Origin of the sequence: Thiocapsa sp. (assembly GCF_022340925.1) — a bacterium.
Taxonomy (GTDB): Bacteria; Pseudomonadota; Gammaproteobacteria; order Chromatiales; family Chromatiaceae; genus Thiocapsa.
Genome location: NZ_JAJDNA010000039.1, coordinates 70517 through 96326 on the forward strand (window position 1 = coordinate 70517; position 25810 = coordinate 96326).

Consider the following 25810-nt stretch of genomic DNA (forward strand, 5'->3'; position numbering starts at 1 on the left):
GGCAGTGGGAGGCCTCGCCGTCGTGCGTGCCGGGAAGGGTCGATTCTTCAGCGCTGGGTGACAGACCGCGGGCCTTCGGCACCCTGTTGTGATGCGGGAGAACGGCGCGGTCATGCTCCGGGCCTGTGCGCCGCCGCAGCACAACGATTCTTGGGAGGAGTCCTCATGAGTACCGCAACCCATCTGCGCGGACATCCGGTCGGCGCGCTGCCCGTGTCCCATATTCCGCTGACGCGGCCCTTTGTCTGGCTCAGCAGGGGTTGGGATGACCTGCGCCACACGCCGCGCGCCAGCCTGGCCTACGGATTGATGGTGTCGATCCTGGGTACAGTGATCCTTGGCTTTTGGCGCCACCCGTACCTCATCGCGGCGAGCATCTCCGGTTTCCTGCTGGTCGGTCCGCTTTTGACGGCTGGCCTGTGCGAGTTGTCACGGCGCAGGCTGTCCGGTGAGCGCGGCGATTTCGACACCTCACTGTCGGTGCTCTCGCGCAATCGCGAGGCCTTGCTGCGGTTCTCGGGCGGCCTGCTGGCGATCAGCGCGGTCTGGTTCGCAGCCTCGACCATGATGCTTTATCTGGCCTTGGGTAGTGCAGGGCCGAGTGTCGGCGCGACGATCTGGGGTGGTGTGCTCGAGCAGGTGACCGCCGCACAGGCGGTGTCCTATCTGGTCGTCGGCGGCGTTCTGGCCTGCGTCGTCTTCGCGCGATCGGTTGTCTCGGTGCCGATGATCATCGACCGGGGCTCCGATGCGGCAACCGCTATCCGCACGAGCCTGCGCGTCACCTTGGCGGATCTGCCGGCGATGATCGTGTGGGCCGCGCTGATCGCCACGCTGGTCGGCGTCGGCTTCATGACGTTTCTCGTCGGGATGGTCGTCGTGTTTCCGATCCTCGGCCACGCGACCTGGCATGCCTACCGCGATCTGGTGCGGCAGCCGTGAGCCAACCCCGGGTGTCTTCTGGAGGCGCCCCGTTTGACCATTGCTGCCGGCCGCGCGTGCAACCGCGCGGTCGGTTCTCCTAATGATGGTTCTTGACCTCTCGCCTACCGGGTGAGGCTGCTGAGTCGAGCACGCCACGGGCAGCCTCCGAGCGGTAACCGCTCGCTCCACCCCGTCCCGGTCCATCTTCCGGCTGGACCCGGCCGTCACGCCGCGGGTTGTCCGGACCGGACCTCGCCAACAAGCGGCCCGCATGAGGTGGACCCGTCGGGGCGTCTGGCTTAAATTGCCGCTTTGAGCGGCATAAATCCGATGGGCGACGACGAGGTCTTCAGAACACGCGCAGCCGAGCTGGTGGCCGTGGGACGCTTCTGCTTTTCCCGCGGCTGGTTGCCCGCGACCTCCGGAAACCTTTCGGCGCGGCTCGACGGGCGCCGGATTGCCATGACCGTGTCCGGCCGTCACAAGGGCGAGCTGGACGAGAGTGGGATCATGGTGCTCGACCTTGACGGTGGCACCCTCACCGATGGCTGTCGGCCGTCCGCAGAGAGCCTTCTGCATCTCATGCTCTATCGCCGCGACCCGGCAATCGGTGCGGTGCTGCACACCCACTCCGTCCCGGCCACGGTCCTCTCACGCCTGGCGGGGGATGCCCTCGTCCTATCCGACTATGAGCTGCTCAAGGCGCTGCCCGGAATCGAGACACATGAGGCGATCCTGAGATTGCCCGTTCTCGACAACGACCAGGACATCCCGCGTCTTGCGCAGCGCGTCGAGCAGGCGCTGGAGCACGGGCCGGTTCTGCCGGCCTACTTGATTGCCGGCCACGGCCTCTACACCTGGGGCAGCAGCGTCGCCGACGCGCGTCGGCAGACCGAGGCGTTCGAGTTCCTGCTCGAGTGCGAAACCCTGACCAGGAGGATGACCCGATGAGCGAGCTGCGCGTCTATTCCGAAAACGGGCCGCCGTCCGAGTCTGTCTGCATAGAGCCCGCCGAGATCCGACGCGAGCTCGGTGAGATCGGCGTCAACTTCGAACGTTGGCGGGCCGATTCGGCCTTGTCCGCCGAGGCCACGTCCGATGAGGTGATCGCCGCCTATCGACGCGACATCGATCGCCTGATGAACGACTGTGGGTTCAGCTCCGTAGACGTCCTGCGCATGACGCCCGACCATCCCGACCGGGATGCCCTGCGCGCGAAATTCCTTGAGGAGCACACCCACGCCGAATTCGAGGTCCGTTTCTTCGTCGAGGGCAGTGGGCTGTTCTACTTGCATGCGCGGGAGCGGGTCTACGCGGTCATCTGTGAGCAGGGAGACCTCATCAGTGTTCCCCACGGCACGGCCCATTGGTTCGACATGGGACCGCGCCCGTCATTCACCGCGATCCGCCTCTTCACCAACCCGGAGGGCTGGGTGGCCAACTTCACCGGCAGCGACATCGCGTCACGTTTCCCACGCTACGAGTAGCGCGAATGGTCAGGGCGATCCTCACCGATGTCGAGGGGACGACCTCGAGCCTCTCCTTCGTCAAGGACGTCTTGTTTCCCTATGCGGCGCAACGGCTCCCCGCATTCGTCCGCGCGCGTCGCAATGACCCGGAGGTGTCGCGGCTGCTCGATGCGGCGCGCGACCATGCCGGCGGGACACCTCGAGAGGATGCCCTGATCAGGGAGATGCTCGAGTGGATCGCGGCTGATCTCAAGATCACACCGCTCAAGGCGTTGCAGGGGCTGATCTGGGAGGAGGGGTACGCCCGAGGCGACTTCCGCGGCCATGTCTACGAGGACGCGGCCCGCCGCCTTCGCGAGTGGCACGACGCCGGCATGCGTCTCTATGTCTACTCCTCCGGCTCGGTGCATGCCCAGAAGCTGCTGCTCGGCCATACGGAGCACGGCGACCTGACGCCGCTCTTCTCCGGATTCTTCGACACCCGGATCGGGGGCAAACGCGACAGCGCCGCCTACCGCGCCATCGTCGCCGCTATCGGCATGCCCGCCCGCGACATCCTCTTCCTCTCCGACAGTCGCGAGGAGCTCGACGCCGCCCGGCAGGCCGGGATGTTGACCACAGCGCTGCGCCGCGAAGCGGTCACCGGCCCCTGCGGCGATCACCCGGTTGCCGAGGATTTCGATGCTGTCCAACTGCGCCAGAGCTGACGTCCGTTGATCGGCCCCGGATCCAGGCGTCGCGCGTCCGCCTGACGGCGTTCTGACCTTCCCAGACACCTGGCCCGGACGAGCCCCACGAAGGGCAGGGCGCGTCCGCGGTGCCGGGACTGGCCTCTGCTCTGCGGTTGTGCAAGGGCTCCCGCGTGGACCGACGGCCGTCCTCCGATCAGGGGCGGTGGTTCCTCAGGCGGTGCAGCGATGGGGGGATGGTCCGAGAGAGGCAGCGGACCGGGGTCTGATGCGCGCCCCAGTGTGCTGGCATGGGGTGGTGCCGAGGAGAGGACTTGAACCTCCACGAGCTTTCGCCCACATGGACCTGAACCATGCGCGTCTACCAATTCCGCCACCTCGGCGTGAGGTCGGATGCGGCCGGTCACACCGGTCATCCGTAGCGAGGCCGGAATATTAGTGAGACAGTCAAAGGGTGTCAAGGGTACACTAACCCTTTGCGAAACAGAACCAGCTCACGTGACACGACGCCGAACCCCCACAGCCGCCAAGGATGCGGATCCGCATCGCCAGCGCGAGGCAAAAAAGTACGCGAACCCCATTCCGAGTCGGGAATTCATCCTCGAGACCCTCTCCAATCTCGGTGCACCGCTCGGCGCGGACGCGCTTGCCGCCACACTCCACCTGACCGACGAGCAAGACCTCATCGCACTGGAGCGCCGCCTCGCCGCGATGGTGCGCGACGGTCAGCTGGTCCGTAATCGCAATCAGGCCTTCTGCCTGGTGAACAAGCGCGACCTCATTGCCGGCCGTGTGATCGGGCATGCCGATGGGTTCGGGTTCGTGCGCCCGGACGAGGGTGGTGACGACCTTTTTCTCTATCCCAAGGAGATGCGCGCGCTCTTCCACGGCGATCGCGTGGTGGTGCGGGTCGCCGGCCGCGATCGACGGGGTCGGCTCGAAGGTGCGGTCGTCGAGATCCTGGAGCGGAAGACCCGGACCGTCGTCGGGCGCCTCTACAAGGAGAGCGGCGTCGGTTTCGTCATGCCGGACAACAAGCGGCTGAACCACGACATCATCATCCCGAGCGATCGGATGGCCGGGGCCGAGCAGGGCCAGATCGTGGTCGCCGAGATCACCGACCAGCCTACCCAGCGAACCCAGCCGATCGGTCGGATTCTGGAGGTCTTGGGCGACCATATGGCGCCGGGGATGGAGACGGACATCGCGATCCGCGCCCACGACCTTCCGGTGGAGTGGCCGCCCGAGGTGGAGGCCGAGATCGCCCGACTCCGCAGCGAGGTCCCGGAAGCGGCGAAGGCGGGTCGCACGGATCTGCGCGCGCTCCCCTTGGTCACCATCGATGGGGCCGACGCCCGAGACTTCGACGACGCCGTCTATTGTGAGCGCAAGCCGAAAGGCTGGAAGCTCCTGGTCAGTATCGCCGACGTCTCGGCTTATGTGTCGCCGGGCACGGCCTTGGATGCCGAGGCCTATGCGAGGGGGAACTCGGTCTATTTCCCCGACCGGGTCATCCCGATGCTGCCGGAGGTGCTGTCCAACGGCCTCTGCTCGATCAATCCGCGGGTCGACCGCCTGTGCATGACCGCCGAGCTGTATATCAATGCCGAGGGGAAGGTGACGCGCACCCGCTTTTTCGAGGCCGTGATGCGCTCCCATGCCCGTCTTACCTACGATCAGGTGGCCGCCATGATCGTGGGCGAAGACGTGGAGCTCTGCGAGCGCCACGCGGATCTGCTGCCTCATCTGCATGAGCTGCACGCACTCTATCGCACATTGCACCAAGCACGTGCAGAGCGCGGCGCCATCGACTTCGATACCGTCGAGACCAAGTTCGAGTTCAACGACCAGGGACGTATCGCCGCGGTCGTCCCGCTGATCCGCAACGACGCTCACCGCATGATTGAGGAGTGCATGCTGGCCGCGAATGTGGCAGCCGCGCGTCTGTTCGAGCGCAGGAAAGTCCCTGCGCTCTATCGCATCCATGATCTGCCGAGCCCGGAGAAATTGAGCGATCTGCGGGAGTTCCTGGGCCAGCTCGGACTCAGGCTTCCGGGCGGCGAGCGACCCACCGCGAAGGACTACGCGGCGCTGCTCGAGGTGGTCGAGGACCGCCCGGACCGCCATCTTATTCAGACCGTGTTGCTGCGCTCCATGCAGCAGGCGATGTACAGCTCGGACAACGCAGGCCATTTCGGCCTGGCCTACGAGGCGTACACCCACTTCACCTCACCGATCCGGCGCTATCCGGACCTGGTCGTCCATCGCATCGTCAAGCACATGCTCGCCGGAGGGACGGCAGCGGACCTGGACCTCTCCAAGACGGAACTGCAGCAGATCGGGGAGCACTGCTCTGGGACTGAACGGCGCGCCGACGAAGCAACCCGCGATGCGGAGGATTGGCTCAAGTGCGAGTTCATGCAGGACAAGCTCGGCGAGCAGTTCGACGGCACCATCACCAGCGTCAACTCGTTCGGCATCTTTGTCGAGCTCGACGAGGTGTATGTCGACGGACTGGTGCACATCACGGCCTTGGATAACGACTTCTACCATTTCGACCCCATCGGTCATCGTCTCCACGGGGAGCGTACCGGTACCGTGTATCGCCTGGGTGATCGCCTCAGGGTCCAAGTGGCCGCCGTGAGCCTGGACGATCGTAAGATCGATTTCGTGTTGGCCGAGCCGAAGGGGTCGGCCGAGCGCAAGCCCAGGCCGAAGGCCAAGCAGAGGTCTGCCGGCCAGGCACCTGCTCAGGCGCAGCCGGCCGCCGAGCGCAGCAACAAGCCGCGCTCACGCAGCCGACGCAAGCGCAAGCCCGCGGGAGCGGGGCCGGCGTCGTGATTGACTCCGACGACGGAGCTGAATCCACAAATCGAAACCCCGAAGAGATGCTGATTCATCGCCATCCTGGCCATCATCAGCCGGTCGCATGACGGGTTCGGCCCGCGGTGTCGAGAGTCGAGGCGGGGAGCCGCGGCGCGGCAAGGATCTGCACCCGGTTTGGGGCATCCACAGCGTGCGCGCGGCGCTGAAGTTCGGAAGCGAGGGGGTCGACGAGCTCTGGCTGGACCTCGGTCGCCGTGACCGGCGCCTCGTCGAGCTCGCGGATGTCGCGGGTGCTTCGGGTGTCAAGCTGCGTCAGGTTGAGCGCGGGGAGCTCGAACGCGTCACGGAAGGCGCCAATCATCAGGGCGCCTTGGCCTGGATCAGGGTCCCGGTCGCGCGTTCGGAGCAGGACCTCGTTGCACTCCTGGACCGGATCGAAGACCCGCCCTTCCTCCTCCTTCTCGACGCGGTGCAGGATCCCCACAACCTGGGGGCCTGTCTGCGCGCCGCCGAGGCGGCCGGCGTTCACGCCCTGATTGCACCGAAGGACAATGCGGTCGGGCTCACGCCCGTGGTCTGCAAGGTCGCGAGCGGCGCGGCGGAGACACTCCCCTATGTCCAGGTCACCAATCTCGCGCGAACGATGGATCGGCTCAAGGAGCAAGGTGTCTGGCTCACCGGTACCGCCGGCGACGCCGGGACCGAGCTCTACGCAGCGGACCTCACCGGGCCGCTCGGTCTGGTCATGGGCAGCGAAGGCAGCGGGCTGCGGCGGCTGACCCGCGAGCGGTGCGACCGCCTGGTCCGTCTGCCCATGTGCGGCAGGGTGGAGAGCCTCAATGTCTCGGTGGCCGCGGGTATCTGTCTCTACGAGGCGCTGCGCCAACGCCGGTTTGGGGCCTGACCCGTCACCGCAGCCATGGAGACCGAATCCGGCGTCTTGAATCGAATCAGCAACCAGGCCGGAAGCAAAGCCAATTGTGTTGTGGTGACCTGATGACTCACCGCACGATCGGTGAGCGCAGCATGGCTTCAAGCGTTGGGAATCCATTGCACGCTTCGCCCATTTGCGGCTCAGCCGTGCCTTTCCGCCCGATTCCCCCGACCCCTGACGGTTTCCTCGGCGACGGGTTCGACGGAGACCACCCGCATGGCGTCCGCGTCCATCCTCCAGCGGATGTTTCGATCGTATAGCCTGATGCCGAACTCCCGTCGTTCCGGATAGCGATCCATGTAGCCCGGGCGCGGGTCCTGGGCCAGGACCTGCTCGATCAGCTCGCGCAATCGGCGCTCGCCGTGCGGATCGGCTGCGGCGATCCCCTGCAAGGCCTGGTCGGAGAAGATGACCTGCCCCGCCCTGATCCCGGGCGTCGTGGCGAAGCCGCCTCGAGCAGCAGGGAGCGCGTCGGCATAGGGAACATAGGGCTTGATGTCCAGGACCGGGGTCCCGTCGAGCAGATCAATCCCCCGGACCCTGAGCGCCAGACCGCCTGGATCCCTGACCAGCCCGAGCTGCTCGACCGCCGAGATCCCGATCGGGTTCGGCCGATAGGGGGCGCGGCTGGCAAAGACGCCGACGCTCTCGCGCCCCCCCAGCCGCGGCGGCCGGACCGTCGGGCTCCAGCCGGCCGTGAGGCAGTCGTCATGAAAGACGAACAGGATCCAGATATGGGAAAAGCCATCGAGGCCCTTGAAGGCCTCTTCCCGTGCATAGTCCGGAAGAAGCTCCACACGGGCCTCGGCAGCCGTGACCAAGCCGGGTTGACGGGGGATACCGAACTTGTCGGTATAGGGGGAACGCACATAGCCGATGGGCGAGAAGGCCAGACGCATGGGCTCGCCTGTCTTGATCGTCATGAAGGCATTATCCTCTGCAACGCGGGCGGCGGTCAGCCTTCAGCCTGACCGGCCAGCCTTTCGTCGGGTGGCCGGCTGAACCCGCCTGTGCGACGACCGGCCGGACGTCCGGTCAGGGGACGAAGCCGCGGTGCCGTTTGCGCCGATCGGTGAGCGGGTGCGATGGGAGGCCTGGATGAGCGAGCAGGCAAGACCGGTCGGGCGCGGTGCGACCTTCAACCCGGACTGTCGCCATCCGGTCGTCATCACCACCAAGTTTGCCTCCGTTCTTCGCGATCGGGACCTCCTGATCCCCATGGCGCGGCAGCGCCTGATCGCGGTGCAGGTCCCGGTCACGACGCTCGATCCCGCCCTGGCGCGTTGTCTGGAGCCTCGGGCCGCCGCCCCCTGGCGTCGTCTGGGAGCCGTCCGTGCGCTCGCCCAGGCCGGCGTGCCCGTAGGCGTCCTGGTCTCGCCGCTGATTCCGGGGTTCACGGACGGGGACCTGGAACGGATCCTCGAGTGTGCCGCCGCGGCTTCCGGGGGATCAGCTCGACCTGTTTGAGGGATCCTGATTGGTGTCAGCATGACGGCATGTGCCGGAAAGGCGCTGGACGCTCACCAGGGTTGGACATCATTTTGTCACGCGGGCCAAACTCACTTATGCTTCTCCAGCCTTCGGCGGGTCGATGCACGGCCGCGTCCGAGGAAGCGCTGACAAGCCCGGCGCTTCCCACGGCATGTGTCGGTGCCGGAATGCTCGGTCGCCTGGGCGAGTGGTGATCAAGGCGCTGTGGAAGTGCGTTTTGGCGTTCGGCCGATCTTTGGACAGCGTCGCGTATCTAGCGGAACTGAGCAACGGGCTCGAGTGAATCAGAGGCGTGATGATGGCGAACCAGAATGTAACGCTGTTGGCGGCTGTGGCCGGACTGGGCATGGCTGCACTGGCCCAGGCATATGACCTCCCGGCGGTGAATCTCGGCTCGACCAGCTTTCTCGACGGTGCGCCGCCCGCCGGGCCGGGCTGGTATGTGCAGCAATATCTCCAGCTCTACCGCAATGGTCGGCTCAAGGATTCGGGCGGCGATGATCTGCGCCTGCCGACCGCCCGCGGTCTCGAGAAGGCAGAGGTCGACGTCAACAGCGGCCTGACCCAGCTCATCTATCAGTCCGATCAACCACTCCTGCTCGGCGGTAAGTGGGGCATGAACCTGATTCTGCCCTATGCCAGCTTCGATCTGGACCCAGAGGACAACTTCGCCTTGTCCGCAAACAGCGGGAATCTGGGCGACCTCCTGATCGGCCCCTACCTGCAATGGGATCCCATCATGGGCCCCAACGGGCCGAGATTCGTGCAGCGGGTCGAATTCCAGTTGATCTTCCCCACCGGGGCCTATGACTCGGACCGGGCACTCAACGTCGGCAGCAACGTGTTTTCGTTCAATCCATACTGGGCCGCGACGGTCTTTCTGACGCCCAAATGGACCGCCTCCTGGCGCCTGCATTATCTCTGGAACGCCGAGAACGAAGATCCCTTCAAGCCGCTCGGTGCCGAGGACGCGCAGGCCGGCCAGGCGATCCATCTCAATTTCGCGAGCGCCTACGAGGTGCTGCCGAATCGGCTACGCCTCGGTGTCAATGGCTATTACCTGAAGCAGATCACCGAGAGCAAGGTCAACGGACGGGACGTTCGCGACAGCGAGGAGCAGGTCCTCGGCATCGGTCCGGGCCTGGTTTACCACTTCTCGAAGGACAACCATCTCTTCGCCAATGCCTATTGGGAGACCAATGTGGAGAACCGGCCGGAGGGGACGCGATTCAATCTGAGGTTCGTGCATCATTTCAATTGATGTCCGGCACGAAACGGGCGACGTCCGGCGCGAACGATATCAGCCGCGGCCAAGGCATAGAGTTGGCCGTGGTCGAGCGCGAATGGATCGGAATCCTGTGCCTGTTGTTGGTGGGCGTGCGTGGGGGCATGGTCTTCCAGTCTTCCGGGGATCAGTTCTCGGCGATACGCCGCCCGTCGGCGAGCCAGGTCCGCAGTCGGTTCGAGTCGCCCACCGGGGTCAGCTTGCCAACCGCATCGAGCAGCACGACATAGAGACGCCGACCGCCGATGCGAGTCTGCATGACCAGGCAGTGGCCGGATTCGTTGATGAAGCCGGTCTTGCTCAGCTCGACGTGCCAGTTGGGGTTTCTGACCAACGGGTTGGTGTTGCGGTACTCTAGCGGACCGGCACCGGCGAACGGATAGACCGAGAGCTCGCCCCGCGTCGTGGCCTCGCGGATGAGGCGGTACTCGGCCGCGGCGCGGATCATCTTGACCAGGTCCTCCGCGGTGGAGCGGTTGCGATTATCCAGTCCGGTGGCGTCGGCGAACCAGGTGTCGGACATGCCGAGCGTCTGCGCCTTGCGGTTCATGGCGTCGACGAAACGTGGGGTGCCGCCGGGGAATGTGGTGCGGGCGAGCGCAGCGGCCGCGCGATTGTCGGACGACATGAGTGCGACCGTCAGCATCTCGCGGCGCGAGAGGGTCGCCTCGCCGATCCGCAACCGTGAGCGGCTGTTGCGCACGCGATCGCGATCCTGGTCGACGATGGTGATCGCCGTATTCATCGCCGCGCCCGCGTCCAGGACGACCATCGCCGTCATCAGCTTGGTGATGGAGGCGATGGGTTTGACCTGGTAGGTGTTCTTACCATAGAGGCGCTGACCCTTGTCGTCGATGATCAGTGCACTGGCCGAACGAATCTGCAGAATCGGGTCGGCGTCGCCGGATGCTGCGCTGCCACCGTGTTGGGCCGCCGCCGAGGTGTCTCCGGCGAGCAAGAGACCCATGATCAACAGGACTGACGCGAATGCAGCGCCCTGGCCTCTCACCAGGGTCGCTGGCTGGGCGGGCGGCAGGACTTGCAAGGATGACGGCAACGAAGGCATGACAGCGGCTTCTCGATGATGATGGATCGGGGGTGCGTGCAGCGGGCGATTGGAGGGTTGGCCGGCTGTGTCCGCGGATTATCGCACAGGCGACAGCGATCGTTGGGGTCCGCTCAGATTGAGGGTGGCGGTTGCCTGGGGTTGGCTCAGGGTCGATTCCGGGGATGAAGCTTTGCCGGTGGGTCGCGGCAGTGGCCGATGACGACACTCAGACGAGACAAGACGATGGGCGCTCGCCGCTGGACTGACTGGTCGGACCGCTGGCGCGGATTACGCGACGTCCTGCTCGAGCCGAAGATCGACGAGGGGACGCTCGCCGAGGCGTTGCGGGCGGCCCGCGCGAGACACCCGTTACCGGTTGTCTGGATGATCGGTAAGACACAGTCCGGTAAGACCTCCATCATCCGCGCGCTGACCGGGAGCCCTCGGGCAGAGATCGGCAATGGTTTCCAGCCCTGCACGGCGACGACGCGTCTCTACGACTTTCCGACCGAGGCCCCCCTGGTTCGCTTTCTCGACACTCGGGGACTCGGCGAGGTCGCCTACGACCCGGATCCGGACATCAGGTATTGCGAGTCGCAGGCGCACCTCCTGCTGGCCGTGATGAAGACGACGGATATTCGTCAGGAGCAGGTGCTCGAGGTCTTGCGCGAGGTCCGCCGGCGGCACCCTGAGTGGCCGCTGGTGATCGCCCAGACCGGACTCCATGAGGCCTATCCCCCGGAAGGCGAGCATCCCCTGCCTTACCCGTTCGATCAGGAGCCTTGGCCTGCATCGGTGCCTCCTGACCTCATCCGTGCGCTGCGAGCCCAGCGAGACCGCGCGGGCAAGCTGCCGGGAGAGGTTCCCGAGCGCTGGGTCCCGGTCGATCTCACCGCGCCCGAGGATGGATACGATCCGCCGGATTACGGTCTGGAGGCACTGTGGCGTGCGATCGATGCCGTTTCCGCGATCCGTCTTCATGCGTTGCTCTTCAGCGATGCCGGTGTCCGTGACGCCTATGAGCGGTCCGCGCATCCCCATATCCTCGGCTATGCCCTCGCGGCGGCGGGCGTAGGCGCCTTGCCGGTGGTCGATCTGGTGGGCGTGCCGGCGATCCAGGCCAAGATGCTCCATAGCCTTGCCGCGCTCTATGGCCAGGAATGGGATCGCCGCGCCATTCTCGAGTTTCTGGGCCTGTTGGGCACCGGGATCGGCGCCGGCTATGCCGCGCGCAGCGCGGGCAGGGGGCTCGTCAAGCTGATCCCGGTCTGGGGTCAGACGGTCGGCGCCCTCTGGGGCGCCACCGCGAGCGGGGCCACCACCTATGCGCTCGGCAAGGCCGCCGGCTTTCATCTCACGCGCCGCAGGCGCGGACTGCCGGCCGATGCTGAGGCCCTGCGCCGTGCCTTTGCCGACGAGCTTGATCGGGGCACGGCGCTGCTGAAGGACCTCGTCAGGTCCGACCGATCATGAAGGCGCTTCTGACCCGCATCGATCGCGTGCGTCTGGCCGCCCTGTCGCTGTGGGCGGTCCCGGTCGCGGCCCTCGTGCCTTTGGGGCTCCTCTGGCTATGGGAGGCGCATGCGCTGCGGCTCTGGCTGGTCGCGCTTCTGGTGCTCAGCGCAGCCGGCTACGGTCTGCAATTCTGGCTGCATCGGCGCGAACGCAGGTGGCTGCTGGCGGTGGAGACCGCGGCCAACCCGGAATGGCCGCCCGAGGCCGACGAAGCCTGGGTCTTGGTCGAAGACCTCGCGGCGAAGGTCAAGCCGGAGGACTGGCCGATCGGCGAGGGGACGCGGCTCGGTCTGCTGGGCCAGCAGACGCTGGAGCGCGTCGCCCGGCACTATCATCCCGAGGTCGAGCAGCCTCTTTTGGAGCTGACCGTCCCGCATGCGCTCCTGATCATCGAGCGGGCGAGCCGCGATCTGCGCGACACCATTGCGGAGAACATTCCCTTCAGCCATCGGTTGACGGTGGGCTCGCTGGTCCGCGCCTATCGCTGGAAGCCCTTCGCGGATCGTCTGCTCGGAATCTATCGCGCCGGGCAGTGGGTCATCAACCCGGCACACGCGCTCCTCAGCGAGGCATGGATCCACCTGCGGGGCCGTGGCTACGCCATGGCCCAAGAGGAGATCCATCGCTGGCTGCTGCAGGAGTATGTGCGCAAGGTGGGCGCCTACGCCATCGAGCTGTACAGCGGCCGGCTGCTGCTGGCGGACGAACGGCCCGACGTGCGACTGACGCCCGCCTCCCGGCGCGACCTGCGCGACGCCGACGCGGGGCCGGCCGGCGAGCCCTTGCGGATCCTGGTCCTGGGCCGCTCCAACGCTGGCAAATCGAGCCTGATCAACAGCCTGTTCGGTCAGCTTCGAGTCGCGACCGATCTGCTGCCGGATACCACACGCCGTTTGACACCTTACCGGTTGGAGCGCGAGGGCCTCGACATCGCACTTGTCTTCGACACCCCGGGATCGGAGACACTGGACGATCAGACGTTGCGCTCCGCGGCCGCGAACGCCGACATGATCCTCTGGGTCAGCGCGGCACATCGTCCGGATCGGCAGGCCGATCGCGAAGTCCTGGATTCCTTGCGGGCGACCCTGCGAGATCAGCCGAGCCGACATCCACCCCCGCTCTTGGTGGTGCTCACCCATATCGATCGGCTGCGGCCGGTGCGCGAATGGCTGCCACCCTATGACCTGGCTGAGCCCGAGAGCCTGAAGGCCGAGAGCATCCTGGCCGCGGTGGAGGTGGTTGCGGCCGATCTCGCGACCCCGATCGAGAGTGTGATCCCGGTCTGTCTTGCCGCGGGGCGGATCTACAATGTCGAGGATGTCCTGTGGTCCGCCATCCTGGACCGCCTCGACGCCGCGCAGCGCGCACGCCTGTTGCGCTGCCAGGACGCGCGCAGACGCGAGGAGAATTGGTCGCTGGTGCGGCGGCAGCTGGCCAACGCCGGCCGCTTCCTGGTGGCCCTTCCCGAACGGGGCGGCCCCGGGCGCACTCGTCGATAGCCGCATGGCGGCGCATGGGGACAGGGACGTCGCGCGGACCAACTCCGATCACACTCGGTCGAAGAGCACACGCGTGGCCCCGGCGCGGCCGCTGAACACGGCGATGTCCGTGCGGATCAGCCGCCAGCAGGGCTCACCGAGATCGTCTTTCGGGCCACTGATCTCGACCTTCAGGGTCAGGTTCGGCTCGATCAGACAGACACAGAGGCGCAGCTCGATTGGTCGCATGTCCGGGGTGCGGCGGCCGTAAAGCTCCAAGGTGAGATCGAATGAGCCGCTGGACAATCGGGGCCGCTGCGTCTCGACCCGGACCAGACCGCATTGCGGGTCGGCGCAGCGGCGACGCAGCGCATAGCTGAGCTCCCGGTCACAGAAGACGCAGAGCGCGCGATCGACCTCTGCCAGCCGGCGTTGCGCCTCCCGAAGCCTTTGAGGGTCGGGTCTTTCGTCGCGGATCTCCTTGCGCAGCACCCGTCGGAGGCGATCGAATGCCTTTGGCAGGGTTCCGCTGTGAAAGCCGCGGCGAAGCATCCCGCGCATGGTTTCACCATGGCTGCCGATCACTGCCGGCTCGATCGGGGTGCTCGGCAGGTCGGCCCGCCGCACCGCTTGGACCGGTCCCGCGGTCCCCGCGACGGGGCGCGCCTCGGCATGGTTCGCGGCATAGATCTTCCAGTTCTCTTTGAGCTCCCAGACCAGAAAACCGGCAAGCCCCGGAGCCAGGAGGATGGTGACTGTCACGAAGGGGTACGCGATCAGCTTCGGCAGGACCGGATCGGTGAGCGCGACCAGCAGCCCCGTGAGCGCCGGGAGGAAAGGCAACATCAGCTTGTGGGCGATGGTGACCAAGGGAAAGTGCTTGATCGGATTGACCTGGGGCTCAACCAGGACGGTCACGTAGAACTGGATGACGGATTCCATGACCTTCCACACCGGCAGGAACAGCGATTTCAGCACAAGCTGCAGGCGCGATTCCCCCAGGTGGTGACTGAGCAGCTCCTCGATCCGATGCAGAGCCTGGTCGAATCGGCGGGTGACTTCCTTGAAGAAGTGGAGCAGCTCCTTGACGACGCCGATCACCAGGGTCTGGTTCACGCGCCCAAGGAACTGACCGGTTGCGCTTGCCGCATTGTCCAGCATCCGACGGCCGGCCGGGGTGTTGCGGGCGAGGGTGCCGAGCGCGAATGCCAGCACGAACAACGACCACCCCAGCTCGACGTCCAACCCGTCGATCAAGAGACCGATGCCGAGGAACGGCAGGATGAGGAGGATCCCGACGAACAGGGGTTTGACGAGATTGCGATCCAGACCGCGCATGAGGCTCGTCGCGAGGAGGCTTGCGACCGGCCCCCAGCGGACCAGCCTGCGCAGCCCGTCGAACAACAGCAAACGCAGTGTCCACCAGCTGCCCCGCAAGATCGCCTGTGCCCATTGGCGCCCGACCCGCGTGTAGGCGATCCCGTTGATCAGCATCCCCAGGACCAATACCGCCCACCAGGTCGTCAGATGAATGGCTGTCCCTGCCGAGGTGGCGAGACCAACCAACAGGTCGAGCGTCTTGAGAGCCAGGAAAGCCAAACCGAGCGGGACGACCAGATGGCGCAGGATCAAGCGGCCGCGCGGCGTGCCGAACAAGGGGGCGCCGAGCTGCTGCAATCCCTTGATATAGAGCTCGCCGGGTTTGTAGACCCCGGGCAAGGCCCTGGCCGCGGCGCGGTCGAACCGCGCCAGGCGGTCGCCTCGAAGGATCTCCTCGATGCTGGGGTCGGGGAGTCGAAGGATGTTGCGGGCGACGATGTCGCGGACATCGGTGAACTTGAGATGCCGCCGACGCTGGATCACGTCCAGCAACTCCTCCCGCATCTTGTGGGCGGCCACCTCTTCACGATGGTTGGTTGCGGCGAAGCCGGCCTCCTCGAGTGCCGACCGCAGGTGCGGTCTGAGCTCGGTTGCGAGCCTTTCGGTGAGACGATCGGAGAGCTCCTGCAAGGGGACCGAGAAACGCTCCAGATCGTCGATCGACCAGCCCAACAGCTCCAGTCGGCTGGTTGCCCCGTCGAGTGCGCGCAGCGCCTTGAGCTGTGCCTGGAAAGGCAGGATCCGGCGGAGCTGGACCTTGCCGGCGCTCGCCAGCCATCTTACTGGGCGCAGCTCGTAGTAGGTCGTGCGGCTTTCCAGCAGCACCCGTTCCAGATCGCGCAGGAGTGTCTGGGCCGCGCGAGCCGAGCCGGAGCTGACCACATCCTCGCCCAGGCGCCGGACGAGTGTCCGAAGCTCGCCTGTCGTGCGCGGGCTCAGCTTCCATTTGGCGGCGATCAGATCGGTGAGGGCCTCCTCGGCAGCGACCGCTCGGTGTGCGAGGGTCTGCTCGAGCGTGCCGGACTCGCGGATGCAGGGCTCGCCGATGCGGCGGAGGCGCCGCTGCGCCAAGGCCAGAAAGACGAGGGCGGACGCGTAGCGGTCGCCGAGCTCGTTGCGCTGGGCGGTCCGGACGGCATGACCGAAGAGCATCAAATGCAGCTCCGAACCGATCCCCGGCGGCCCCGAGTCAGCGCGACGCTGCCGCCGGACAGCCGGAACGGCGAGCAGCCAATCGAAAACGGGACCGGCCAGTGACAGGGTCGCGTCACGCGCGCGAGCCCGCCAGTCCTGACGAGACAGGAGTGAGGCGCGCTGCAGTACCCGGAGACAACGTGCCTCGACATCGGGGGCTGGCCGGCCTGTCGCCTCCGCCATGCGGATGTTGGAGGCCGGCTCGGTCGGGCCCCGATGCAACACTCTTGCAGCTCCCTCGGTCTGCGCGTCCGCTTGCCGGGTGTGGAGGCCGGCGCGGACATACCCGAAATCGGGATCGGAATCGCCGTAGGGGAGACCCGAGGGGAGGAGGGGAAGGTATGCCGGCGCGCCGCAGCGGTGGTCCGGGCGCGTCCTCTCCAAGAGTTGGGGCAGCCGACCTCCCTGGAGCGAGGGCGGGAGGTCGAGCCCGCTGTCGATGAGCCAGAGATCCAGTGCCCGCCAATCGCGTATCGTCGGGAAGAAGAAGCCGCGTGCACCCGGTGAGAAATAGCGCAGACGGGTGACCAACGCGACGAAGCTGCGGCAGACAAACGCGTCGCCGATCCCTGCGGGGATGACCTTGTCTCGGGTCAGGAGGTCGCGGACCTCGGCAAAGGCCAGGGCACCGATCTCGCGGGTCAGGCCGACAGGTCCGAAGCGATCGGCGTCGAGGTTGTCGTCGCGCGCCGTCTGCCATGCCCGGGCGACCTCAGCCTCGAAGCGGCGGGCCCAATAGTCGCGAAGCAGTCGCGTGAACCCGATCTGATCGAGCCGCTGCTCGGGCGGCATCGGCAACAGGATGACATAGTCGGGCAAATTGAGCCCCTCGATGACCGCCAATGCCTCCGGATTCTCCGATTCCAGACCGGTCAGAAAGGGGCCGCACGGCATCAGGTAGTAGGTGAGCTCCGGAACGGAGATGTCCTGTGCGGCGGAGGACAGGTGCTCCGTGATGAGCCGGTCCATCGCCCTGGGATGAAACAGGAAGACGCCCTCGGCGGGCTTGAGCACCCGCGCGCGAAACAGCTTCGCGGTGGTCTCGGCGCTTGCTTGGGGGGTGCGGTCTGACACGGGGATCTGGTGCCTGGGTCGAAGGGTGTCGCGGGGTCGGGCGACAGCGGCTGCTCAACCTAGAAACGTCGGTTGACCGCTTCGCAACGTTTGCAAGTGATTGGATTGTTGAGCATTCAGCGTCGTGTCCAAGGTCACCCGCTGGGTGAAGGCCGCTCCGGCCCCCGGGGCGCGCCCCGCGCGGCCGCTATCCTAAATCCATTAGGGATCGAAAGGGAAACGGCGTGGCCAGCCTCGCGGCCACCAACCGCGAGGCGCGACCGCCACCGCTCCGGCGATTTCGGCCCAACCCTGCAGGGCGCGGTCTGTCGGCGGGATTCGCTGTCTGCTCACGCCGTCGATTGCCGTGGGGCATTCTCGAGGATGCCGAGCTCGCCCTCGCTCTTGGCAATGATGACGGCGCCGCAGGAATCACTGAAGACATTGACGGCCGTCCGCGTCATGTCCAGGAGACGATCGACGGCCAGGATCAGACCGATTCCCTCCAGCGGCAGGCCGACGGCGGAGAGGATGATCGAGATCGCGACCAGGCTGGCGGCTGGAATGCCGGCGACGCCGATCGAGGTCATCAACGCGAGGGTGACGATCAGAAATTGGGTCGCAAGGGTCAGCTCGACGCCGTAGGCCTGGGCGATGAACATGACGGCGACGCATTCATAGAGCGCCGTCCCGTCCATATTGACGGTTGCGCCAAGCGGCAGCACGAAGCTCGAGGTGCGATTCGAGACCCCGGCGTTCTTCTCTACGCACTCCATGGTGACCGGCAGCGTCGCCGACGAGGAGGCCGTCGAAAAGGCGGTGAGCAATGCGGCGCTCATGGCCCGGTAGTGGTGGCTCGGCCTCACGCGGCCCAAGAGCAACAGCAGAAGCGGCAAGGTCACGAGGAAATGGATACCGAGCGCGATCACCACGGTGAAGAAAAAGAGTGCGAGCGGTCCGAAGGCTTCCACACCCGTATCCGTGACCGTCTTGGCAACCAATGCGAAGACGCCGACGGGCGCGAACCGCATCACCAGCTCGGTGATCTTCATCATGATCTCGAAGACACCGTTCCAGAAGTTGAATTGGGTCTCCGCGTAGGTCCCGCTGAGACGGGTCATGAAAAACCCATAGAGGAGGCTGAAAAAGATCAGTCCCAGCATCTGTCCCGCCGCCGCGGCCGCGACGATGTTGGTGGGGATCATGCGCAGAAAGACCTCGACGACGTCGCTCGCGCCCTTGTCTGCAAACTGCGCCTCGAGCTCGCTCTTGCTCGCGGTCAACCCGAAGACCTCTTCGGCTGATCCTTCCACCACACCCGGTTGGAGCAGGTTGACGACGAGCAGGCCCACGACGATGGCGAGCAGGCTTGTCATCGCGTAATAGCCGATGGTCTTCCCGCCGAGACGCCCCAGGTTGCCCGATCCGCCGATTCCGGCGACCCCGACGATGATCGACGAGAAGATCAGGGGTACAATCAACATCTTCAGGGCGTTGAGAAACAGCTCGCCCAAAAAAGCAAAGATCGCGTACAAGGTGACCCCGAACAATCCGGTGTCGCGCTCGATCAGCAGCCCAATCGCGATGGCGAGCACGAGCGCAATCAGGATCTGCCAGTGGAGTCTCAGCTTGAGAGCAGACATCGATGCCTCCGGATGACGTCGCGTGGCCCGGCTCAGGTCAGCGCCGCCGGCGCTCGCTCGCCGCCGGCAGCTTGCTCCGGGATCGAGCGGACAGTGATCAGGGTGCCCCGCTCAACGGGCCAGGTCCAGGCGCGGCGCGTTGGATGAGCCCGCAACCTGCGGTCATCTTATGCCGTGCTTTCGCTCCGGGCCAATCGATGGGTTGCGACGGCCCGCCGTGTGCTCCCCCGACGGACCGATCGAGAATCATCCCGAATCGCTTGATTGATGCTTGTCCTCGGCGTCGTTTCTCGAGATTCGAGCCGCTGGGGCAATTGGGTCAGGACACCTTTCCACAGTAGACGCAGAGCGAAGACCGTCGATTATGCACTATCGTGTTTTCTACATGTTCGAACGCTCTGGGGAGTCCGTCTCATCGGCAAGCGCCTTGGAGGTCAGCAGTCGCGTCATTCGCGAGCAGCTGCTGCCCCGACTGCAAGGCGAGGACGACTTTCTCGGCATCATCGATCAGGAGGAAAACACACTGCAGATCCTCTGCGAACCGGGGCATTCTCGCTATTGGGTCGAGCTGCCGCTGGATGCGGCCAAGGCATCGTATGGCCGACATATGGATTTCGATCAGCTGCATGACCTGTTGCGCGATCTGCCGCCGGTGTTCGATCGCGATGCGATTCCCGGACTGGAATATCGGCCTTGGTAGGCCGAGAGGCGTGCATGAGCGAATCCTCCGGGGCGCGTCGACCGGTCGTCCAGCCCCCCGATGACCAGTCGTCGCCGAAGGCGGTTGCGACCTGGGTCTACATCCTGCAGGCCCTGTCCTTCATTCTTGGCGTGACGTCCATTCTCGGTGTGATTCTCAACTATCTTCGTCTCGACGAGGCCCGGGGCACCTGGGTCGAATCCCACTTCGTCTGGCAGATCCGCACCTTTTGGTTTCAGTTGCTCTGGGGGATCGTGGGTCTGATCACAAGCGTCGTCCTCATCGGCTTCGTCGTCTGGGGAGTGGTCTACTTCTGGACCCTTTACCGCGTCGTTAAGGGCTGGCTCAATCTCGCGGACGACCGGCCAATGTATGCCGAGATCTAAGTGCCGTTCCTGCCTCAGTGCGTCCGTGGGGGCTTGAGTCGGCCGTTCCGTGGGACCCTCCCGGCTCTGGACGATCGGCCACCGCGACGAACGGTCGAGCTCAGCGCACGGCCAGGATCAGCAGGATGACGAAGGCGGCCACTGCCCCAAGCGGCACGATGGCCGCTTGCCAGTCACCTTTCTCCGCCTTCGGACCATGCTCCTGCCAATGCTTGTAGGCTGGCCACATGTAGAACAACAGCAGCACCAGGACCGCGGCAGCGGCGATCTTCAAGGCTAGCTCCATAGGTCACCTCTTCAATACCCCATCAGGTCGAGCATCGGTGAACACCCATCGAGGGTGCGCCCGGACGCCAAGAATACACCGTACCCGAGAATGGGTCGGGCGTGAGCCGTGGCGGCGTGCCGGGCTCGCGGGAGATGCCGAGTCGACGGCCGCGTGCAACAAACAAAAACCCCGGCGCGCGGCCGGGGTCCCCTCTACGCGGGCGCCAGGGCGTCATTCGTCGCCCATGATCCCGAGGAGTTGGAGCAGGCTGATGAAGATGTTGAAGATGGACAGATAGATCCCGTAGGTCGCCATGATGTAGTTGGTCTCCTCACCCCGTGCGATCCGGCTGGTGTCGAACAGGATGAAGCCGCTCATCAGCAGGATGATGGCCGACGAGATCGCAAGCGACAGCGCCGGCATCTGCAGGAACAGGTTGGCGACGATCGCGAGGATGACGACCATCATGCCGGCGAAGATGAAGCCGCCCATGAAGCTGAAGTCACGCTTGCTGGTCAAGGCGTAGCCCGACAGACCCAGGAAGATGGCCGCGGTGCCCCCGAAGGCGAGCGCGACGGTCTGCGGTCCGTTTGGCAGGGCCAGATACATCGAAAGAATCGAGCCGAGACCGAAGCCCAACAGACCCGTGATCAGGAAGATGACACCGATTCCCGTCGAGGAATTGGCCGTGCGAGGCAGCACGAAGATGCCCATCAGCATCGCGGCGATCACGGAGACCAGGTACATCCAGCTCGGCACGGCCAGCGCGATTGACAGCATGGCCGTCAAGGCGCTGAAGCCCAATGTTGCGGCGAGCAAAAGGTAGGTGTTCTTGAGCACCTTGTTGGTCGTGATGACCGCCTGGGTGCTGCGTACGACCGAGAAATCAGTATTGGCCATTGATGTGGTCACTCCGAATCTAGAGACAATGGTGAATTCGCCGAGTCAGACTCGACGAGGACAATGGAGTTCCGGAAGCATACCCGAGGATTCGGTGCACGCAAACGGCGGCGCTTTTGGCTCGGACGCTCGTGCGCTATCCTACCCCAGGATGTGCTGTGGCTCCGTCCCGTTTCCAAGGGCGCCCCCAAAACAGTGCAATCAAACCGGAGAGGTGGCTGAGCGGTCGAAAGCGGCGGTCTTGAAAACCGTTGAGGAGCAATCCTCCGGGGGTTCGAATCCCTCCCTCTCCGCCAGATAGGCCCGTTGCTCAACATGGGCACTCAGGGCGCTGCAACGGCCGGCCGACTTGAGTGGATCAAGCGCACGCGGCTGTCCGACCCACCGCCGCGGTGCGCCCTGCCGATCGGGCTGGATGCCGGCAGCACCCTGGGTCCCTGCCAACTGCCGCCGAGGGTCCAGACAACCGTGGTTAACCTCAAACGGATCGTCCTCGACGTCCTCAAGCCGCACCAACCGGATGCCCTGGAGTTTGCCCGGGCCGTCGCCGCCTGCGGCCACGACTATCGCGTCAAGCTCACGGTCATCGAGATGGATGACAAGACCGAGACCCTTCAGGTGGTGGTGGAGGGGTCTGACGTGGACATGGTGCAGGTGCGCGAGGCGGTCAACCAGCTGGGCGGCTCTCTGCACAGCATCGATGAGGTGGAAGTCCACGCCGCAGCAGACGCGGAGTAAGGCAGCGCAATGGGCTTCGGTCGGGTTGGCTTCCTGCTCTATCTCACCCGCACCCATGGGATCGTCCGCCGCTATTTCGTGGTCAACGGGTTCGACGGCGCTCTGACCATGCTCGGCATCGTCACCGGATTCTACGTGGCCGACGGCGGAGACCTCGACGTTGTCATCAGTGCCTGTCTCGGCGCCGCCGTCGCGCTTGCCATGAGTGGACTCAGCAGCGCCTATATCAGCGAGCGCGCGGAACGGCGCAAGGCGCTGGCCGAGCTCGAGGCGTCCATGATGGCGGACCTGAGCAGCTCCGACCATGGCAGCGCCGCTCGCTGGGTGCCCCTCTGGATCGGCGCCGTCAACGGTCTGGCGCCCTTTATGCTGTCGCTCCTGATCATCTCCCCGCTGGGGCTGGCCCAGGCCGGGCTGACCCTGCCACTGTCGCCACTGCTCATGGCCATGGTGACCGCCCTCGGGGTGATCTTCCTGCTCGGCGTGTTCCTGGGGCAGATCGGTCGCACCTTCTGGCTGCTCAGCGGCGTGCAGACGCTGATTATCGCCGTCGTCACCATCGCCATCATCCTCCTCCTTGGCCGATGAGCTCGGACAACTCCAGCCGCCAGACGCCGGACTGGCACACGCGCTCGCTGCCGCAGCTCCTGGAGGCACTGAGCAGCGATCCGGCCCGCGGCTTGACCCGTCAAGAAGCCCAGCGGCGCCGCGAGGAGCTTGGCCCGAACCGGCTTGCCGAGAGCCGACGCCGTTCGCTGGCCGCGATGTTCCTGGGTCAGTTCGCCGACTTCATGATCCAGGTGCTGCTCGCTGCGGCACTCATCTCCGGCGTCATCGGCGATCCCCAGGATGCCGTCGCGATCCTGGTGATCGTCCTTATCAACGCGGTGATCGGTTCGGTCCAGGAATACCGGGCCGACCGCGCACTCGCGGCCCTTCAGGCCATGTCGCCCTTGGCGGCGCGGGTGGTTCGCGACGGCGAGCACCTGAGCCTCCACGCGGTTGACCTGGTGCCCGGGGACCTGGTGCTTCTGGAGGCGGGCGACGTGGTGCCGGCGGATCTGCGCCTGATCGAGGCGGTCGAGCTGCAGGCCAACGAGTCGTCCCTCACGGGAGAATCACAGGTCGCGGACAAGGCGGCGACGCAGCTGGCCGACGCCGATCTGCCGCTGGGCGGCCGCGTCAACATGATGTTCAAGAGCAGCCTGGTGACCCACGGGCGCGCGCGGGGCGTGGTGGTGGCCACCGGCATGGCCACCGAGGTCGGGCGCATCGCCGAGCTGTTGCGCACCCAGGAGACGGTCAAGACACCACTTCAGCAGCGTTTGAGTCGGTTCGGCCGCTACCTGGCGCTGGCGGTGATTGCCATTTGTGCCGTGGTCTTCCTCAGCGGACTGCTGCAGGGACAGCCGGTGCTGCTGATGTTCCTCACCGCGGTGAGCCTTGCGGTGGCGGCCATCCCCGAGGCCTTGCCCGCCGTGGTCACGGTCTCGTTGGCATTGGGTGCGCGCAGCCTCAGCCGCCAGAACGCATTGGTGCGCAACCTGCCTGCGGTCGAGACCCTCGGCTCCGTCACCTACATCTGCACCGACAAGACCGGCACGCTCACCTTGAACCGCATGACGGCGGGCGCGTACCTCGTGCAAGGCGAGCGCTTCGATCGACCGCCCTCAACGGAGGCTTCCCCCTGGCGCGAGCTGCTTCAGGCGATGGCCCTGAGCAACGACGTGACGGAGCGCGACGGCGAGCCGGCTGGCGACCCCACCGAAGTGGCCCTCTACGTCGCGGCCCGCGAAGCCGGGATCCAGAAGCAGGTGCTGGAGGAACGCCTGCACCGCAGCGCCGAGCTGGCCTTTGACAGCGAGCGCAAGCGAATGGCCACGCTGCACGAGAAGGCCGGCGGTGTGATCGCCTTTGTCAAAGGCGCGCCGGAGGCCGTCCTGAGCCTGTGCAAGGATCAATTGGACGTCGCCGGCACCGCGGGCATCGACCTCGAGGCGCTCACCGCGCAGTCGGCGCGACTGGCGGAGAAGGGCTATCGCGTGCTGGCCCTCGCGCAGCGCAGCCTGCCCGCCATGCCGGTCGACCTGCGGCCGGGCGCGATCGAGCAGGGGCTGACCCTGCTCGGTTTGGTCGGCTTGATCGACCCACCGCGTCCGGAGGTGCCCGACGCGCTAGCCGACTGCCGGGCGGCCGGCATCATCCCGGTGATGATCACCGGCGATCACCCCGGCACAGCGCGCGCCATCGGTCTGCGTCTCGGCATCCTCGAGGAAGGCGGCGAGGTCATGACCGGCCGGGGTCTGGCGCGCTTGTCGGACGACGATTTCGACCGGTGCGTGAAGTCCATCCGCGTCTACGCGCGCGTCAGTCCGGAGCAGAAGACCCGCATCGTCGAGGCGCTGCAACGCAAGGGCGAATTCGTGGCCATGACCGGAGACGGCGTCAATGACGCGCCGGCCCTGAAGCGCGCGGGCATCGGTGTGGCGATGGGACGGAAGGGCACCGACGTGGCTCGGGAGGCAGCGGACATGGTGCTGCTCGACGACAACTTCGCCACCATCGTCCAGGCGGTGCGGGCCGGGCGGCGCATCTTCGACAACATCCGCAAGTTCATCCGCTACACCATGACCTCCAATTCGGGGGAGATCTGGACGCTGTTCCTGGCCCCCTTTCTGGGCCTGCCGGTCCCGCTGCTGCCCATCCACATCCTCTGGATCAACCTGGTCACCGACGGTCTGCCGGGCCTGGCCCTCACCGCCGAGCCGGCGGAGCCCGGACTGATGAAGCGCCCTCCGCGCTCGCCGCAGGAAAGCATCTTCGCGCACGGCATGTGGCAGCACATGGTGTGGGTGGGCCTTTTCATCGGGGGGCTCTCCATCGCGGCCCAAGCCTGGGCCTGGAGTCGGGGCGAGGCCTATTGGCAGACCGTGGTGTTCACCGTGCTGACCTTCTCACAGTTGTTCCACGCCCTTGCGGTCCGTGCGGAGCACGCCTCACTGTGGCGGATCGGTCTGCTCAGCAACCTGCCGATCCTGGGCGCGATCCTGCTGACCGTGGCGTTACAGCTGCTGGTCGTCTATCTGCCCGCGCTGAACGGGATCTTCCACACGCAGCCATTGCCCGTGCCCGTGCTGCTCGGCTGTTTCGCCGTGTCCGCGCTGGTGCTGGTGGCCGTGGAGGTCGAGAAGTGGCTGGTGAGACGGGGTGTGATCTACAAACCTCAGCCCGAGGTCCGACTGGACTCGAAGAAGAGGTGAGCGCCGGCACGGGTTGCGAGCTCCTGCCCTCCCTGGCGCTGGGCCCCGCGGTCCCTGCCGGAGCGACGAGGCGGTTTGGTCTGTGACGCCGTCATTGCGTGAGAGCCTGCCCCGGATGCGTTTCGGGGAATTCTCGAAATCCAGGGCCATGGATGGCAATCTTTTGACGCCGACTGAGGTTCGACGCTGATCTCTTTGCTCTATGGCCAGAACGCGCTAAGGACGGCGATCCTGACTGCCGCGGCATTGGTGGCCTTCGCCGCCAACTCGCTGCTGTGTCGCCTCGCACTCGGGGCCGACCAACCCGGCTTTGAGATGGGCATCCCCATTCCCGTCCTGCCGGTCGTTCCGCCACACGCCCTTCGGGATCTGCTGAGACAGAAAGGCGATGACGTCCTGCTGAACGCTCTCGTCCCGGTTCTCCTGGATCATGATGGCCGCGGTCGCCCCCTGCGCAGCAGATCAGTCTCAAGTCAGACAGGCTCGTGCCTAGAGGTACTTGATGCGTTGACGCAGGTCCTCGACGTCTGTGACCACGTCCCGCAAGGTGGCACCGTCGTCTGCCGTGCCGATGACGACGCCCTTGCCCGCGACGGGAATCACCCGGTCGATCTGAAAGCGCCCGCTGG

The 25810-nt window shown here is 65.7% G+C and carries 22 protein-coding genes and 2 tRNA genes; 16 read left to right on the forward strand and 8 right to left on the reverse strand.

Annotation, left to right across the window (positions count from 1 at the left end; genetic code table 11):
• The first annotated feature begins 165 nt into the window (after positions 1 to 165).
• From LJE61_RS05185 to mtnC, 4 genes are all read left to right on the forward strand, one after another.
• On the forward strand, positions 166 to 942 hold the full coding sequence (locus LJE61_RS05185; RefSeq protein WP_296910217.1) for a DUF2189 domain-containing protein: 777 nt from the start codon (positions 166 to 168) through the stop codon (positions 940 to 942).
• A 312-nt stretch (positions 943 to 1254) separates the two neighbouring features.
• Positions 1255 to 1875 (forward strand): methylthioribulose 1-phosphate dehydratase, encoded by a 621-nt coding sequence (locus LJE61_RS05190; protein ID WP_296910216.1) that lies wholly within the window; start codon positions 1255 to 1257, stop codon positions 1873 to 1875.
• The gene (locus tag LJE61_RS05195; protein ID WP_296910215.1) at positions 1872 to 2411 is read left to right on the forward strand and encodes a 1,2-dihydroxy-3-keto-5-methylthiopentene dioxygenase; all 540 of its coding nucleotides are present in this window, start codon (positions 1872 to 1874) and stop codon (positions 2409 to 2411) included. Before LJE61_RS05190 ends, LJE61_RS05195 begins: the two co-directional genes overlap by 4 nt.
• 5 nt (positions 2412 to 2416) lie before the next feature.
• Positions 2417 to 3100, forward strand: coding sequence for an acireductone synthase (gene mtnC / locus LJE61_RS05200; RefSeq protein ID WP_296910214.1), 684 nt, complete (start codon positions 2417 to 2419; stop codon positions 3098 to 3100).
• A 278-nt stretch (positions 3101 to 3378) separates the two neighbouring features.
• Here the strand turns inward: mtnC and LJE61_RS05205 are convergent.
• A tRNA-Leu gene (locus LJE61_RS05205) sits at positions 3379 to 3465 on the reverse strand.
• Between the two features lie 115 nt (positions 3466 to 3580).
• On the opposite strand from LJE61_RS05205, the gene rnr reads away from it, so the two are divergent.
• Positions 3581 to 5923 (forward strand): ribonuclease R, encoded by a 2343-nt coding sequence (gene rnr, locus LJE61_RS05210; RefSeq protein ID WP_296910212.1) that lies wholly within the window; start codon positions 3581 to 3583, stop codon positions 5921 to 5923.
• 88 nt (positions 5924 to 6011) lie between these two features.
• On the forward strand, positions 6012 to 6812 hold the full coding sequence (gene rlmB / locus LJE61_RS05215) for a 23S rRNA (guanosine(2251)-2'-O)-methyltransferase RlmB (protein ID WP_296910211.1): 801 nt from the start codon (positions 6012 to 6014) through the stop codon (positions 6810 to 6812).
• A gap of 170 nt (positions 6813 to 6982) precedes the next feature.
• Here the strand turns inward: rlmB and tsaA are convergent, their stop codons facing one another.
• A complete protein-coding gene (tsaA, locus tag LJE61_RS05220) occupies positions 6983 to 7741 on the reverse strand; it encodes a tRNA (N6-threonylcarbamoyladenosine(37)-N6)-methyltransferase TrmO (protein ID WP_296912325.1) in 759 nt (252 codons plus the stop codon).
• A gap of 199 nt (positions 7742 to 7940) precedes the next feature.
• On the opposite strand from tsaA, the gene LJE61_RS05225 reads away from it, so the two are divergent.
• Positions 7941 to 8309 (forward strand): SPL family radical SAM protein, encoded by a 369-nt coding sequence (locus LJE61_RS05225; protein WP_519972653.1) that lies wholly within the window; start codon positions 7941 to 7943, stop codon positions 8307 to 8309.
• A 322-nt stretch (positions 8310 to 8631) separates the two neighbouring features.
• Positions 8632 to 9594 (forward strand): transporter, encoded by a 963-nt coding sequence (locus LJE61_RS05230; RefSeq protein WP_296912329.1) that lies wholly within the window; start codon positions 8632 to 8634, stop codon positions 9592 to 9594.
• Positions 9595 to 9745: 151 nt separating this feature from the next.
• Here LJE61_RS05230 and LJE61_RS05235 read toward each other — a convergent pair whose 3' ends face one another.
• Positions 9746 to 10684: a serine hydrolase gene (locus LJE61_RS05235; RefSeq protein WP_296912301.1), complete on the reverse strand. Its 939-nt coding sequence runs from the start codon at positions 10682 to 10684 to the stop codon at positions 9746 to 9748.
• 198 nt (positions 10685 to 10882) lie between these two features.
• Between LJE61_RS05235 and LJE61_RS05240 the strand changes: the two genes are divergently transcribed.
• Both LJE61_RS05240 and LJE61_RS05245 read left to right on the forward strand, forming a co-directional pair.
• Positions 10883 to 12139: a YcjF family protein gene (locus LJE61_RS05240; protein WP_296912303.1), complete on the forward strand. Its 1257-nt coding sequence runs from the start codon at positions 10883 to 10885 to the stop codon at positions 12137 to 12139.
• On the forward strand, positions 12136 to 13680 hold the full coding sequence (locus tag LJE61_RS05245; protein WP_296912308.1) for a GTPase family protein: 1545 nt from the start codon (positions 12136 to 12138) through the stop codon (positions 13678 to 13680). Before LJE61_RS05240 ends, LJE61_RS05245 begins: the two co-directional genes overlap by 4 nt.
• Positions 13681 to 13728: 48 nt before the next feature.
• Here the strand turns inward: LJE61_RS05245 and LJE61_RS05250 are convergent, their stop codons facing one another.
• Both LJE61_RS05250 and LJE61_RS05255 read right to left on the reverse strand, forming a co-directional pair.
• Positions 13729 to 17307: a sulfite exporter TauE/SafE family protein gene (locus tag LJE61_RS05250; protein ID WP_296912310.1), complete on the reverse strand. Its 3579-nt coding sequence runs from the start codon at positions 17305 to 17307 to the stop codon at positions 13729 to 13731.
• Between the two features lie 329 nt (positions 17308 to 17636).
• Entirely contained in the window at positions 17637 to 18929 is a 1293-nt protein-coding gene (locus tag LJE61_RS05255; RefSeq protein ID WP_296912313.1) for a dicarboxylate/amino acid:cation symporter, read from the reverse strand.
• Positions 18930 to 19293: 364 nt separating this feature from the next.
• Between LJE61_RS05255 and LJE61_RS05260 the strand changes: the two genes are divergently transcribed.
• On the forward strand, positions 19294 to 19629 hold the full coding sequence (locus LJE61_RS05260) for a hypothetical protein (protein WP_296912316.1): 336 nt from the start codon (positions 19294 to 19296) through the stop codon (positions 19627 to 19629).
• 14 nt (positions 19630 to 19643) lie between these two features.
• The gene (locus LJE61_RS05265; protein WP_296912319.1) at positions 19644 to 20015 is read left to right on the forward strand and encodes a hypothetical protein; all 372 of its coding nucleotides are present in this window, start codon (positions 19644 to 19646) and stop codon (positions 20013 to 20015) included.
• Positions 20016 to 20115: 100 nt separating this feature from the next.
• On the opposite strand, the gene LJE61_RS05270 is transcribed toward LJE61_RS05265, so the two are convergent.
• The gene (locus tag LJE61_RS05270) at positions 20116 to 20301 is read right to left on the reverse strand and encodes a hypothetical protein (protein ID WP_296912322.1); all 186 of its coding nucleotides are present in this window, start codon (positions 20299 to 20301) and stop codon (positions 20116 to 20118) included.
• Between the two features lie 213 nt (positions 20302 to 20514).
• Positions 20515 to 21183 (reverse strand): Bax inhibitor-1/YccA family protein, encoded by a 669-nt coding sequence (locus tag LJE61_RS05275; protein ID WP_296917684.1) that lies wholly within the window; start codon positions 21181 to 21183, stop codon positions 20515 to 20517.
• Between the two features lie 208 nt (positions 21184 to 21391).
• On the opposite strand from LJE61_RS05275, the gene LJE61_RS05280 reads away from it, so the two are divergent.
• The 4 genes from LJE61_RS05280 to LJE61_RS05295 all read left to right on the forward strand — a co-directional run bounded on the left by LJE61_RS05280 (position 21392) and on the right by LJE61_RS05295 (position 25181).
• A tRNA-Ser gene (locus LJE61_RS05280) sits at positions 21392 to 21479 on the forward strand.
• Between the two features lie 172 nt (positions 21480 to 21651).
• The gene (locus LJE61_RS05285; protein ID WP_296917686.1) at positions 21652 to 21921 is read left to right on the forward strand and encodes a DUF211 domain-containing protein; all 270 of its coding nucleotides are present in this window, start codon (positions 21652 to 21654) and stop codon (positions 21919 to 21921) included.
• A 9-nt stretch (positions 21922 to 21930) separates the two neighbouring features.
• Entirely contained in the window at positions 21931 to 22509 is a 579-nt protein-coding gene (locus LJE61_RS05290) for a VIT1/CCC1 transporter family protein (protein WP_296917689.1), read from the forward strand.
• Complete coding sequence (locus LJE61_RS05295) at positions 22506 to 25181, forward strand: cation-translocating P-type ATPase (protein ID WP_296917690.1); 2676 nt, start codon at positions 22506 to 22508, stop codon at positions 25179 to 25181. Before LJE61_RS05290 ends, LJE61_RS05295 begins: the two co-directional genes overlap by 4 nt.
• Positions 25182 to 25397: 216 nt before the next feature.
• Here the strand turns inward: LJE61_RS05295 and LJE61_RS05300 are convergent, their stop codons facing one another.
• Positions 25398 to 25613 carry a YjbQ family protein gene (locus tag LJE61_RS05300; protein ID WP_296912366.1) on the reverse strand — a complete coding sequence of 72 codons (216 nt, stop codon included), beginning with the start codon at positions 25611 to 25613 and terminating at the stop codon, positions 25398 to 25400.
• Between the last annotated feature and the right edge of the window lie 197 nt (positions 25614 to 25810).